Origin of the sequence: Duganella sp. 1224 (assembly GCF_013408245.1) — a bacterium.
Taxonomy (GTDB): domain Bacteria; phylum Pseudomonadota; class Gammaproteobacteria; order Burkholderiales; family Burkholderiaceae_D; genus Rugamonas.
Genome location: NZ_JACBYS010000006.1, coordinates 152,073 through 165,984, shown reverse-complemented (window position 1 = coordinate 165,984; position 13,912 = coordinate 152,073). Strand labels below are relative to the sequence as shown.

Genomic DNA, 13,912 nt, shown 5'->3' with positions numbered 1-13,912 from the left:
GCTTAGTTGAGGAAGAAATTTTGCCACGTGTTAAGTTATTATCAGACTTTATGCTAAGATAATTTTTTGGCGCGCCTTTTTGGCCCTGGAAACGCGCCTGGAACCCGCATGAAACCTAACGTTGGTGGAATTTGGCCGTTGAGTTCCGCCCCCTGATTGATGTCTACTGGCGGCAATGTTTGATACGATGCATCAACAATCTGACCATGATATTCGCAATCGACTGCTGATTGCCCGTCTGCCGGCCATGCCGCAGATACTCATCAAGTTGATTGAGCACTTGCAGGCCGACGACGCCGGCATGCCGGAGCTGGCCGCCCTCATCGCCAAGGACGCGGCGATGACCAGCAAGATCCTGACCGTCGCCAACAGCTCGGCCTACCACCGCAACCAGCGCACCGTGGGCCTGGAGCAGTCGCTGGTGTCGCTCGGCACCGACATGATCAAGACGCTGGTGATCAGCGAATCGGTATTCCAGACCTTTAACAGCTTCCCGCATTCCGCCAGCACCGATCTGCGCGGCTTCTGGAAAGGCTCGCTGACCACCGCCGTCATCGCGCGCGATGTCGCCAGACAGATGGATTACCCGCACGTGGAGGAGGCCTATCTGGCCGGCCTGCTGCACAACGTCGGCCGCCTGGCGCTGCTGGCCACCGCGCCCAAGGAATACGCCTTCAACTTCACCGCGCGCGATGACGAAGACCTGTGCGCGGTCGAGCAACGCACGCTGCAGATCACCCATTCGGAAGCCGGCGCCTGGCTGATCGAGCGCTGGAACCTGGACTCCTTCCTGGCCGACAGCGTGCTGTATCACCATGAACCGATCACCCGCCTGGAGGCGGCGCACCCGCTGATCCGCATCGTGCGCCTGGCGCACCTGCTGGGCTGCCATGAAGACCAGCAGCAGGCCATCGAGGACGCGGCGCGCCTGTGCAACCTGGACGCGGAAAAGCTGGAGCACATCGTCAGCAACGCCGACCGCCAGGTGGAGAAGTCGGCCAACTATCTGGGCATCGACCTGGCCGGCGCCGACGACATCGTGGCGCCAGCGGCCTACGCGCCGCCGGTGGTCGATCCGGTGCAGCAGCGGCTGTCGGAAGAGGTGCGCAACATCATGCTGGTCTCCGAGATGGGCCAGACCTTCGCGCGCCAGCACGGCGAGGCGAGCCTGCTGGAAGCCATCACGCGCTCGGCGCGCATCCTGTTCGACCTGGAAAACGCCGTGCTGCTGCTGGAGAATCCCACCGGCCACGCGCTGCATGGCGTGGCCTCCGGCGAGGGACAACAGCGGCTGGCGGAATTCGTCATCCCGCTGAACAAGGGCGGCGCGGTGGCGCAGTCGGCGCTGGAGCGCAAGGTGGCGTATGTGAGCCGCGACAACCAGGCGCACAACGTCGCCGAAGAGCAGCTGTTCCGCATTCTCGGCAGCGACAGCATGGTGTGCCTGCCGCTGGTGGCCAACCAGCGCTGCCTCGGTGTGCTGATCGGCGGCGCGCCGGCGTGGCAGTTGCAGCTGCTGCAGAAGCGCGAACGCTTCCTGCAATCGTTCGGCACCCAGGCCGCCACCTCGCTGGAGACGGCGCTGAGCGAGCGCGGTCACGCCAGGCGCCAGATCGCCCACGTGGCGGAAGAGTATCGCGAAGCCTCGCGCCGCGTGGTGCATGAGGTGAACAATCCGCTGTCGATCATCAAGAACTACCTGTCGGTCCTGGACAGCAAGCTGGCGCGCCGCGAGCCGGTGGTCGGCGAGATGTCGATCCTGAACGAGGAGATCGACCGCGTCGGCCAGTTGATCAACGGCCTGGCCGACCTGCAGCCCACCGAAACCGCGCGCGTCACCGACGTCGCCAAGGTGGTGGACGACGTGCTGCGCCTGTTCCGCGCCACCGACTTCGTGCCGGCCTCGGTGCAGATCGTGGTGCGCATGCAGGAGGAGCCGGCGGAGATCGACGGCGACGCCGACATGCTCAAGCAGATCCTGGTGAACCTGATCAAGAACGCCATCGAAGCGCTGGCCGAGGGCGGCAAGATCGAGATCTCCAATCGCGGCCACGTCAACCGCGAACGCAAGCTGTATCTGGAACTGGTGGTGAGCGACACCGGTCCTGGTTTGTCGGCAGACGTGCTGGCCAACCTGTTCTCTCCTGTCCGCAGCAGCAAGGAGGGCGCTCACCATGGCCTGGGACTGTCGATCGTCCACAGCCTGGTCAAGAAAATGCAAGGCCTGATTACCTGCCGTTCCGGCAAAACGGGTACCACGTTTGAAATCCTGCTGCCCGCCAAGGGCAGTACCAGCCAACTCGCCAACGTGCAAACGAGGGTGATGGATTCCGCTTAAGGCCATGATGAACCTGAACTCTTTCGACCTCGCCCCCGTCGAAGCGCTGACTTCTGATAACCGTCCCCGCCTCCTGCTTGTTGATGACGAACCGCGCCTGCTGTCGTCGTTGTATGAACTGCTGCGCGACCGCGATTACCACCTGGTGACCGCCACCTGCGGCAGCGAGGCGCTGGCCCAGCTGACCAAGCTGAAATTCGACCTGATCCTGCTCGACCTGCGCCTGCCGGACATGAGCGGCCACGAGATCATGGATTACATCAACGCGCGCGACATCGACTGCGACGTCATCATGATGAGCGGCGATGTCGGCATCGAGGCTGCCATCGGCGCGCTGAAGCGCGGCGCCTACGACTACCTGCGCAAGCCCTACAGCCGCGAGGAGCTGCTGAAGACGGTCAAGAACGCGCTGCAGAAGCGCCAGCTGGCGGTGGAAAACGCGCGCATCGCCGGCCAGCTGGAAAACTCGGAGAAGATGTACCGCTACCTGGTGGACTCGTCGCCGGACATCATCTACACGCTGAACCACGAGGGCAAGTTCACCTTCGTGAACGACCGCGTGCAGCAGCTGCTGGGCTTCACCCGCGAGGAACTGATCGGCAAGCACTACTCGGTGCTGGTGCACGACGAGGACCAGGAGCGCGCGCGCTACGCCTTCAACGAGCGCCGCGTCGACGAGCGGGCGTCGCGCAACGTCGAGCTGCGCCTGAAGTGCCATCCGGGCACCGGCGCCGGCGGCGGCGTGGAGCGCACCTTCAACAACACGCTGATGACGATCTCGCTGAACGCGATCGGCATGCACATTCCCGATCACGAGGTGAAGACGCGCGAGTTCTTCGGCACCTACGGCGTGGCGCGCGACATCACCGACCGCAAGCGCGCCGAGGAAGTCATCTCCTACCAGGCCTACCACGACATCCTGACCGACCTGCCGAACCGCATGCTGTTCAAGGACCGCCTTGGCCTGGCGGTGATCCAGGCCAAGCGCAAGCTGACCGAACTGGCGGTGATGTTCGTCGACCTGGACCGCTTCAAGCTGGTCAACGACACGCTGGGCCACGTCAAGGGCGACGAGCTGCTGCAACAGGTGGCGGCGCGCCTCAAGGACTGCCTGCGCCGCGGCGACACGCTGGCGCGCCAGGGCGGCGACGAATTCACCATCGTGCTGCCGGAGCTGCGCGACCGCCAGGACGCCAAGGCCATCGCCGACAAGTTCCTCGAAAGCCTGCAACGGCCGTTCGACCTGGACGGGCACGAGGTGCACATCTCGGCCTCGATCGGCATCGCGATTTATCCGGGCGACGGCGAAACCATCGACGAACTGCTGCGCCATGCGGACATCGCCATGTACCAGGTGAAGGCGCTGGGCAAGAATGGCCACAGCTTCTATCACAACTCGATGCTGGACGTGTCGCACCAGAAGATCGCGCTGGAGCAGGCGCTGCGCAAGGCGCTGGAGCACAACGAGCTGGAAATGTACTACCAGCCGCAGGTGGACGTGGCCACCGGCCGCATCATCGGCGCCGAGGGGCTGATGCGCTGGAACCATCCGCAGCGCGGCTTGCTGTCGGCCGGCGAGTTCCTGCCGTTCGCCGAGGAGAATGGCCTGATGCTGCCGATCTCCGACTGGATGCTGGGCGCGCTGTGCCGCGACCTGGTGCAGTGGAACGCCGCCGGCGGCGAGGCGCTGCGCCTGTCGCTGAACCTGTCGCCGCAATATCTGGACCGCGGCGACTTCTTCGAGAAGATGCGCGGCGCGCTGACGCGCTACGGCATTTCGCCGGCGCAGATCGAGGTGGAGATCACCGAGAACATCTGCATCCGCAATCCGCAGTACGCCATCGAGCAGCTGAACAAGTTGTGCCAGCTGGGCGTGTCGGTGGCGATCGACGATTTCGGCACCGGCTATTCGTCGCTGGCCTACCTGCACCGCTTCCCGATCCACACCATCAAGATCGACCAGTCCTTCGTCAAGGAGATCCACGACGAGAACGGCCACTACCCGGTGATTCTGGCGATTATCTCGATCGCGCGCGGCCTCGGGCTGCACCTGGTGGCGGAGGGCGTGGAAACCGAGGTGCAGGCGCGCTACCTGGAGGCCAACGGCTGCACGACGATGCAGGGCTACCTGTATCACCGGCCGATTTCGCTGCACAGCTTTATCGACGTGCTGCAGGAGCAGGGCCGCCGTTCGTCGGCGCCGGTGACGGCGGCGGAGTATCAACCCGCCAAGATTGCGATTCAGGCCTGATGACGAAGTTCAGTCCCAACGAAGCCGAGGCGAATAACGGCAGCACGTACACGGCGGAATTCCTGCGCGTGAAGGGACTGGCCGAGCGCGGCGTCGCCAATGCCCAGCATAGCCTGGGCTTCATGTACTTCAACGGCCAGGGCGTGGGCCAGAGCTACGAGCTGGCGGTGGTGTGGTATCGCCAGGCCGCGCAGGCGGGGCTGGAGCACGCGCAGTACAACCTGGGCGTGATGTACCAGAAGGGCCAGGGCGTCGGGCAGAACTTCGAGGAAGCGGCGGCGTGGTACCGCAAGGCGGCCGAGCAGGGCTACGCGGCCGCGCAGTACAACCTGGGCTGGCTGTACGCCAAGGGCCAGGGCGTGCCGAACGACACGCAGCAGGCCATGCTGTGGTTCAGCAAGGCGGCCGAACAGGGCGACGCCGGCGCGCAGAATAATCTCGGCATGATGTACGACACCGGCAAGGGGGTGCCGCAGGACTTCAAGCAGGCCATCTTCTGGTATCGCAAGGCGGCGGAGCAGGGTTATGCGCGCGCGCAGTTCAATCTCGGCCTGCGTTATGACAACGGCCAGGGCGTGCCGCAGGATGTGGGCCAGGCGCTGTCCTGGTATCGCAAGGCGGCGGACCAGGGCTATGCGCCGGCGCAGTTCAACCTGGCGCTGCGCTTCGACAAGGGCGACGGCATCGCCCAGGATTCGCAAAAGGCCATCCTGTGGTATCGCCGCGCGGCAGAACAGGACCATGCGAGTTCGCAGTTCAACCTGGGCCTGATCTACGATAACGGCCAGGGCGTGCCGCGCGACGAGCAGAAGGCGCTGGACTGGTATCGCAAGGCGGCCGAGCAGGGCCACGCGGCCGCGCAGAACAATCTCGGCCTGCGCTACGACCACGGCCAGGGTGTGGAGCAGGATTACCAGCAGGCGCAGTACTGGTATCGCAAGGCGGCGGAGCAGGGCTTCCCCGGCGCGCAGTATCACCTTGGCCTGCTGTATGACGCCGGCCACGGCGTGCCGGCGGATCCTCAGGAAGCGATCTTCTGGTATCGCAAGGCCGCCGATCAGGGACATCTGCGCGCGCAGTTCGACCTCGGCCTGCGCTACGAAACGGGGCGCGGCGTGCCGCGCGACTACCGCAAGGCGCTGGGCTGGTATCGCCGCGCCGCCGAGCAGGATTACGCGGCGGCCCAGTACAGCCTTGGCCTGCTGTACGACAACGACGATGGCCCGCAACCGGACTGCGTGCAGGCCAATCACTGGTATCGCAAGGCGGCCGAGCAGAATCACACGCAGGCCCAGTTTGCGCTCGGCCTCCGTTATGACAATGGCCTGGGCGTGCCGCGCGATTACGCGCAGGCGCACCACTGGTATCTGCAGGCCGCCAGCCAGGGCCACGCGCGCGCGCAGTTCAACCTGGGCCTGATGTATCTGGCCGGGCAGGGCGTGGCGGCCGACGCCGGCCAGGCCTGGATGTGGCTGACGATGGCCGACCGCGCCGGCTTCGGCGCCGCCGCGCGCTACCTGTCGAATGCCGCCGGCCGCATGGACCCCGACCAGTTGGCGCGGGCGCGCGAGCGCGTCGAGGCGCTGCCGGGCTAAGCGCACGCCTCAAGTCCGGCCCATTTCCGCCGTTAACAAGACGTCAAGCGTCATTTCGCGCCGGAATAGGTTCACCCATGCAGATCAACACCAACCTGGATTCGCTCAACGCCCAGCGCAGTTACACGCGTGCGGGCGCGGATCTGGCCGTGCATCTGCAACGCCTGTCCAGCGGCACGCGGATCAACTCGGCGCGCGACGACGCGGCCGGGCAGGCGATCGGCGAGCGCATGACGGCGCAGATCAATGGCCTGCGCCGCGCCACGCAAAACATCAACGACGGCATCTCGCTGGTGCAGATCGCCGATGGCGCGGCCGGCCAGCTGACCGAGAATTATCAGCGCATGCGCGAGCTGGCGGTGCAGGCGGCCAATGACACCAACAGCAAGCTGGACCGCCAGTCGCTGCAGCAGGAGGTGGACGCGCTGGTGGCGGCCAATGTCGACATCGTCGACGGCGCGCGCTTCAACAACCAGCGCCTGCTGGACGGCTCGTTTTCCGGCCAGCTGCAGGTGGGCGCCCGGTCCGGCGAGACGGTGCAGCTGCGCATCCCGCAGGCGGTGCTGCTGCCCAGTACCGGCCGCGGCCTGGTGAACCTGGCGCCGCAGCAGGCCACCGCGACCGGCACGGCGGTGGTCGGCGCGCTGCAGTACGGCGACCTGATAATCAACAACGGCGCGGTGCGGGCGTCGGTGGCGGGAACCCAGGCCGGGCAGGGCGCGGACAGCGCCTGGGCGCTGGCGGCGGCGGTCAACGGGTCCGCCATCCCCGGCATCACCGCCACGGCCACCACCACGCTGACCGGTCTGGTGGGCGCCAGCGGCACGCTGGCCAGCGGCGCGCTGGCGGTGAACGGCGTGGCGGTCGGCGCGATTGCCGGCGCCACGGCGGCGGCGCGCGCGGCCAGCGCGGCGGCGGCCATCAGCGCGGTGGGCAATGGCGTGACGGCCAGCGCCAACGGCGGCACCCTGACGCTGACCGCCGCCGACGGCCGCGACATCTTCCTCACCGAGACATCGGGCGGCGCGCTGGCGTCGCTGGGGCTGACGCCGGGCACCAACAAGGGCGCGCTGACCATCACCGAGGATGCGAAGCCGGGCAATCACAGCATGCAAATCGCTGGCGCCAATCCGGCACGGGCGGGACTGACGGCCGGCGCGCAGTCCTCGGTGGTGGTGGGACCGCCGCAGCTGGTGGAGCAGAATATCTCGACCCCGGGCGAGCCGCCAATGGATCTGTCGACCCACAGCGGCGCCAGCGACGCGCTGACCTATCTCGACGCCAAGCTGGCGCAGGTGGACGCGATCCGCGCTGACCTTGGCGCCATGAGCAACCGCCTGACGGCGGCCGCCGGCAACGCCGACAACACGGCCGACAACCTGTCGGCGGCGCGCTCGCGCATCATGGACACCGACTACGCCACCGAAGCGGCACAGTTGACGCGCACCGAGGTGCTCAGCCAGGCCGGCGCCGCCATCGTCGCGCAGGCCAACGCGTTGCCAAGGCAGGTGCTGGCGCTGCTGCGCTAGATCCGCGCCGCCACCGGCCGGCCGCGGCGTGTGCACGGCTCGGCGCATCGACGTGGACCGCTGGTGGATCGAAACGCTAGAATTGCGGGATTGCACTTCTGGAAACCTCGCGTGAAAGTCGACACCCCCTTGTTCGTTCCCGTGCTGGCGGCGCTGCCGGTTTCCGTCTGCATGGTCATTCTGGGCCTGCCGGCCGTCAGCAATCTGTACATCGTGGCGTTTCGCACGCTGTTCCTGGTGGCCTGCCTGCTCTGGCTGATTCCGCTGACGCTGCTGCAGCGGGCCATGTGGCGCCGCGACTGGTCGTGGCTGCGCATGGGATCGATCCTGCTGGTGGTCACCTATGCCATGGCGCTGACCAACGCCTTTCTGGGACAGAGCTTTGGCATCGCGATCGGACGGGAGACCGGCTACCAGTGGCAGTATCTGGCGCGCGGCCTGGACAGCTGCTGGCTGGCGCTGGTCGCGTTCTGCGCGGTGCACGCGGTGGCGGCCTATTACTTTTCGCTGCAACAGGTGCGCCTGCATCTGGCCCAGGCGCAAAGCGCGGCGCGCGATGCCGAACTGCGCGCGCTGCGCCTGCAGGTCAATCCGCACTTCCTGTTCAATTCCCTGAACGCGGTGTCCGCGCTGGTGTCGGCCCAGTCCAACCGCGAGGCCAACCGCATGCTGGCGTCGCTGTCCGACTTCCTGCGCGCCACGCTGGCGCACGACGGCCGCCACGAGCACGCGCTGGCCGATGAATTGGCCCTGCTGGACGCTTACCTCGCCATCGAAAAGGCGCGACTCGGCGAGCGCCTGTGCCTGACCATGAAGGTCGGTCCCGATCTGCTGGACAGCGTTGTGCCCTACCTGATCCTGCAACCGCTGGTCGAGAACGCGATCCGCCATGGCATCGCGCCGCTGGCCAGCCCCGGCCTGCTGGAGATTGTGGTCGGGCGCGACGGCGGGCGCTTGTGCATCGATGTGCGCAATGATGGCCAGCGGCGGCCGCAGGCGGAGCCCGGCATCGGCCTCGCGAATGTCCGGGAACGCCTGCGCCACCTGTATGGCGCGGATCAGCAGGTGGGCGCGGGATGGCATGCGGATGGCCGCTTCCACGTGCGCGTGTCGCTGCCGTGCAGCCGGCTGGAGGCGGCATGACGATCCGGGTGGTGATCGTGGACGACGAGCCGCTTGCCAGGCTGGCGGTCACAGTCCGGCTGGCGCGGCACGCCGGCTTCGAGCTGGCGGGCGAATTTGGTGACGGCGACAGCGCGCGCGCAGGGATCATGGCGCTGAAGCCCGACCTGGTGTTTGTCGACGTCGAGATGCCGGGCCGCAGCGGTATCGAGCTGCTGTCGGCGTTGCCGCCGGCGCAGCGGCCGATGGCGATCCTGCTCACCGCCTACGACAGCTTCGCGGTGCAGGCCTTTGAACTGGCCGCGCTGGATTACCTGCTCAAGCCCGTCGACGACGAACGCTTCGACGAAGCGCTCGACCGCGCGCGCCAGGCTTTCCCCTACCGTGGCCGCGGCCGCGCCGCGGTGGCGCCGGAAACGCGGGCGCTGACGTTCAGCGTGCGGACCGGATCGCGCACCGTGCTGGTGCCGGTGGCCGAGGTCGAGCGCATCGAGGCGGATGGCGACTACGCCACGCTGCATGCCAATGGCAAGACATGGCTGGTGCGCGAGCGTCTGCACCAGCTGGCGCTGCAGCTCGATCCGGCCCGGTTTCACCGCGTGCATCGCTCGTCCATCGTGCGGCTGGACATGATCGCCGAACTGCGTTCGCTCACCAACCGCGACGCGCTGCTGCGCCTGCGCGACGGCAGCGTGCTGCGCGCCAGCCGCACCTACATGCCGGCGCTGGCCGAGGCGCTGCAACAACTCAAAACCAAATCCGATTCGTAGTCCAACCTGGAGGATGTATGGTAGGTAGAAGGAAGTTTGTCGCAGGCATGGTGCTGAGCATGCTGTCATCGTATCCGGCCTGCGCGGCGGAGAGTGCCGCGTTCAACGCGGCCGCGCGCGCGGAGGTCGTGCACGCGCTGGTCGGGAAAATGAACGCGAATTACATCGACCCGGCGCTGGCCGAACGGGTCGGCGGCGCCATCGCGCAGAAAAATGCCGCTGGCGGTTATGCGAACGCCGACAGCGCCAAGGCGTTCAGCACGGCGCTGGCCAAGGACTTGCGCGAGTTCAGCGGCGACCTGCATTTCGGCGCCATGGTCGATGACAATTTTCGTGAGTCCGGCGACGTCGACGAGCCGCCGAGCCGCGCCAAAATGGAGCAGTGGCGCGAGATGGCCGCGCGGCGCGGTTTCGGCATCGAGAAGATCGAACGCCTGCCCGGCAATGTCGGCTACATCGAGCTGCGCGGCTTCGGTCTCACGGAAGCGGTCGGTCCGGCCTACACGGCCGCGCTATCGCTGCTGGCCGGCACCGATGCGCTGATCCTCGACCTGCGCCGCAACGGCGGCGGCAGCCCGGACAGCGTGGCCTACCTGATGAGTCATTTCTTCCCGCTGGGCGATGAGCGTCACCTGATCGACATGTACAACCGCCCGACCGATACGACGCGGCAGTTCTGGACCACGCGGACCGTGGCGGTGCGTTACGACAAGCCGGTGTACGTGTTGACCTCGGGGCGCACCTTCTCCGGCGGCGAGGATTGCGCCTATGACTTCCAGGTACAGAAGCGCGGCACGCTGGTCGGCGAGACCACCGGCGGCGGTTCGAATCCGGTCGGCTGGTTTGGCGTGGGACGCGGCATCGTGGTCGCGATCCCGACCTCGCGCGCGACCAACTTCGTCACCAAAACCAACTGGGAACACGTCGGCGTGAAACCGGATATCGCCGTGCCCGCGGCGCAGGCGCTGCAGACGGCGCATGTCGCCATCCTGCGCAAGCTGCTGTCGTCCGCCAAGGCCGACGAGCGCGCCGCACTCCAGCGCCTGCTGGCCATGGCGGAGAAAGGCGAATCCGAGAAGCCGATTTACACGCTGCGGGGCGAGCCTCGTTGACATCATGCCGTGGGTACTGGGCCGGGTGAGTATTGGAGAGATTGCAAAGAGGAAAAATCTATAAAATTTCCCACTGGAACTTTTTTTTTAAAGAATCCGTTCACTCCAGGGAAAATATGAAAAAGATGCAATCTACACAGTTGGCCGCCGTGGTCATGGCCTTGTCGGCGCTGGCCGGCTGCGCCACCGAAAGCTCGCAGGCGGTGGCGGTGGCCACCGTCAGCAGCGCGGCCAAGCCGTACGCGGGGCCACGGTCGCCGATCGCGGTCGGCAAATTCGACAACCGCTCCAGCTTCATGCGCGGCATCTTCTCCGACGGCGTCGACCGCCTGGGCAGCCAGGCCAAGACGGTGCTGATCTCGCACCTGCAACAGACCAACCGCTTCAACGTGCTGGACCGGGATAACCTGGCCGAGATGAAACAGGAGGCCGGCTTCAAGCAGCAGGCCCAGACCATCAAGGGCGCCGACTTCATCGTCACCGGCGACGTCACCGAATTCGGCCGCAAGGAGGTGGGCGACCACCAGCTGTTCGGCATCGCCGGCCGCGGCAAGACCCAGGTGGCGTATGCCAAGGTCACGCTCAACGTGGTCAACATCGCCACCTCGGAAGTGGTCTACTCGACCGCCGGCGCCGGTGAATACAGCCTGTCCAACCGCGAGGTGCTGGGCTTTGGCGGCACCGCCAGCTACGACGCCACGCTGAACGGCAAGGTGCTGGATCTGGCCATGCGCGAAGCGGTGGACAAGCTGGTGGCCGGCGTCGACGCCGGTGCGCTGACCGTGCGTCGATAACCGGGAGCCTTCATGCACATCACGATCATCAAACGCGCCGGCATGCTGCTGACGCTGGCCGGCGCGGCCTTCCTGACCGGCTGCGCTGCGCCGCCGAAGACCTTGTACGGCTGGGATGGCTATCAGCCGCAGGTCTACCAGCACCTCAAGGGCGAGAGCCCGGACCAGCAGATCGCCGAGATGGAAAAAGCGCTGCAGACCATCAGCGCGCGCGGCGCCTCGGTGCCGCCTGGCTTCCACGCGCACCTGGGCATGCTGTATTCGATCACCGGCAAACAGGACCAGATGGTGGCGCAGTTCGAGGACGAGAAAAAGCTGTTCCCGGAATCGGCGGCCTACATGGACTTCCTGCTGGCGAAAGTAAAGAAGGGTGAAAAAATATGATCAAGCGTATTCTGAAACTGGCGGCTTGCGTGGCGCCGCTGGTGCTGGCCGTGGGCTGCGCCAGCAACAAGCAGGCGGCGTATGACTACACCGCCTTCAAGGCCGCCAAGCCGCGCTCCATCCTGGTGCTGCCGCCGCTGAACAATTCGCCGGAAGTCAACGCCGGCAACAGCGTCTACGCGCAGGTGACGTACCCGCTGGCGGAAGCCGGCTACTACGTGCTGCCGGTGGGACTGGTGGGCGAAACCTTCAAGCAGAATGGCATGACGGTGGCCGCCGACATCCACGCGCTGCCACCGGCCAAGCTGCAGGAAATCTTTGGCGCCGATGCCGGCATGTACATCACGGTGTCCAAGTACGGCGCAACGTACACGGTGCTGAACAGCGTGGTGGTGGTATCGGTCGAGGCCAAACTGGTAGACCTCAAGACCGGCACGGTGCTGTGGACCGGCACCGCCAGCGCCTCCAATAACGAAGGCGGCAACAACGGTGGCGGTGGCCTGATCGGCGCGCTGGTGGCGGCGGCCGTCAAGCAGGTCATCAACAGCACCACCGACCAGTCGCATCCGGTGGCCGGCGTGGCCAGCACGCGGCTGCTGTCGGCGGGCTATAACAACGGCATGTTGTATGGCCCGCGCTCGGACAAGTACGGCACCCAGTAATCACTTCCTGGTGATGCGCACGCCGGCCAGTTGCGCCACGCCGGACAGCGTGGTCTGCGCCGCGTTCAGGCCAAGCAGGAAGTCCTTGTCCGAGTAGGTGTCGTAGTTGTCGGTCGGCTGGTGCCAGTTCGGATTCCAGCCGGCGCCGATCTGCTGGCCGCGCTCATTCTCGCGCAGCGAAATCGACGGCACCAGGTCCATGAACGGCGTCGAATCGGTGTTCGTCATGTGGAAGCCGACGGCGGCCGGGTAGTTGGTCGCGTACTTGTCGTTGGCGGCGCGGAAGGCCCATGCCAGCCTGGCGGAACCCTCGGCCTGCTTCGACACCGACTGGTACTCGATGTTGACGTCCGCCTCCAGCCGCTGCTCCGGCGGCGACACATACACCGGCTGGCCCTTCGCATCCAGCACCGGCTTGCCGCCGGCGTCCAGCTTGGGAATCGGCATGCCATGGTCGTACATCATCATGTCGTGCTGGATCATGCCCAGCCACTTCGGCTCCGGGTACTGGCCCGAGCCCTTGGGCGACTCGATGCCCTGCAAGTCCTTGCGCTGCTCGACGTAGGCGGCGGCGCCGTTCAGGCCCGTCTCCTCGTTGTTCCACAAGATGAAGCGGATCGAGCGATCGGTTTCCACGCCCGGCATGCTGAAGATGCGCGCCAGCTCCATCACCAGCGCGGTGCCGGAACCGTCGTCGTTGGCCGCTTCGCCGAAGCCGATGCCGTCCATGTGGGCGCTGACGATGTACATCTCCTCCGGATGCGTCTTGCCGACCTTGGTGCAGTAGACGTTCTCGCGCGGCGAGGTGCCGACCGGCGTTTGCTCGGCGTTCAGCGCGCGCAGGCGCTCGTCCGGCTGGCGCATCGGATCGCTGTTGACGCCGGTCGGGATGCGGTTGCCGAACAGCGTGCTGCCACCCTGTCCCGGCGGACCGCCGGCGCCGCCGCTCGGAATGCCGGCCGCGCGCCGCGGCGACGGCGTGCCAGGCGCCGGCTGGGTGAACTGGTAGCGCAGCCGTTCGGTGTTGGTGCAGCCGTAGGATTTGAGTTGCGCCTCGATCCAGTCCAGCGCATCGCGGTTGCGCTGGGTGCCCTGGCGGCGGTCGCCGAACTTGGTCAGGCCCTTGATGGTGGCCTTGTACTTCTCCAGCTCCAGCTGTTTCACCAGCACGGCAACCGGATCGGTTGGCGTCTCCTGCGCCCACGCCATCGGTGCGGCCAGGGCCAGCACCACGCTCAAACCTGCAACTGTTTTCATGTCTCGTCCTTATTGTCAAAAGAGCCGGAACATTGTGCATGAGAGGGGCGCGCTTTGGGAAGTAAATCCATGTAAGCACAACCACACACTTCGATACA

General features: G+C 66.1%; 11 protein-coding genes. 10 read left to right on the top strand and 1 reads right to left on the bottom strand.

The window, feature by feature from the left end; all coding sequences use genetic code 11:
- Positions 1-247: 247 nt before the first annotated feature.
- The 10 genes from FHW58_RS22180 (at position 248) to FHW58_RS22135 (ending at position 12,557) form a co-directional block, all read left to right on the top strand.
- Positions 248-2,338: an HDOD domain-containing protein gene (locus tag FHW58_RS22180; RefSeq protein WP_229265448.1), complete on the top strand. Its 2,091-nt coding sequence runs from the start codon at positions 248-250 to the stop codon at positions 2,336-2,338.
- Positions 2,339-2,345: 7 nt separating this feature from the next.
- A complete protein-coding gene (locus FHW58_RS22175) occupies positions 2,346-4,589 on the top strand; it encodes an EAL domain-containing protein (RefSeq protein ID WP_179675350.1) in 2,244 nt (747 codons plus the stop codon).
- The gene (locus FHW58_RS22170; RefSeq protein ID WP_179675349.1) at positions 4,589-6,184 is read left to right on the top strand and encodes an SEL1-like repeat protein; all 1,596 of its coding nucleotides are present in this window, start codon (positions 4,589-4,591) and stop codon (positions 6,182-6,184) included. Before FHW58_RS22175 ends, FHW58_RS22170 begins: the two co-directional genes overlap by 1 nt.
- Positions 6,185-6,261: 77 nt before the next feature.
- Entirely contained in the window at positions 6,262-7,713 is a 1,452-nt protein-coding gene (locus tag FHW58_RS22165; protein WP_179675348.1) for a flagellin, read from the top strand.
- Positions 7,714-7,824: 111 nt separating this feature from the next.
- Positions 7,825-8,856: a sensor histidine kinase gene (locus FHW58_RS22160; protein ID WP_373996721.1), complete on the top strand. Its 1,032-nt coding sequence runs from the start codon at positions 7,825-7,827 to the stop codon at positions 8,854-8,856.
- Positions 8,853-9,605 carry a LytTR family DNA-binding domain-containing protein gene (locus tag FHW58_RS22155; protein ID WP_179675347.1) on the top strand — a complete coding sequence of 251 codons (753 nt, stop codon included), beginning with the start codon at positions 8,853-8,855 and terminating at the stop codon, positions 9,603-9,605. The genes FHW58_RS22160 and FHW58_RS22155 overlap by 4 nt, the downstream gene beginning before the upstream one ends.
- Positions 9,606-9,622: 17 nt before the next feature.
- Positions 9,623-10,717 carry a S41 family peptidase gene (locus FHW58_RS22150; RefSeq protein WP_179675346.1) on the top strand — a complete coding sequence of 365 codons (1,095 nt, stop codon included), beginning with the start codon at positions 9,623-9,625 and terminating at the stop codon, positions 10,715-10,717.
- 116 nt (positions 10,718-10,833) lie between these two features.
- On the top strand, positions 10,834-11,511 hold the full coding sequence (locus FHW58_RS22145; protein WP_179675345.1) for a CsgG/HfaB family protein: 678 nt from the start codon (positions 10,834-10,836) through the stop codon (positions 11,509-11,511).
- 12 nt (positions 11,512-11,523) lie between these two features.
- Positions 11,524-11,895: a DUF4810 domain-containing protein gene (locus tag FHW58_RS22140; RefSeq protein WP_179675344.1), complete on the top strand. Its 372-nt coding sequence runs from the start codon at positions 11,524-11,526 to the stop codon at positions 11,893-11,895.
- A complete protein-coding gene (locus tag FHW58_RS22135; RefSeq protein WP_179675343.1) occupies positions 11,892-12,557 on the top strand; it encodes a DUF799 domain-containing protein in 666 nt (221 codons plus the stop codon). Before FHW58_RS22140 ends, FHW58_RS22135 begins: the two co-directional genes overlap by 4 nt.
- Here the strand turns inward: FHW58_RS22135 and FHW58_RS22130 are convergent, their stop codons facing one another.
- Entirely contained in the window at positions 12,558-13,814 is a 1,257-nt protein-coding gene (locus FHW58_RS22130; protein WP_179675342.1) for a M28 family peptidase, read from the bottom strand.
- Between the last annotated feature and the right edge of the window lie 98 nt (positions 13,815-13,912).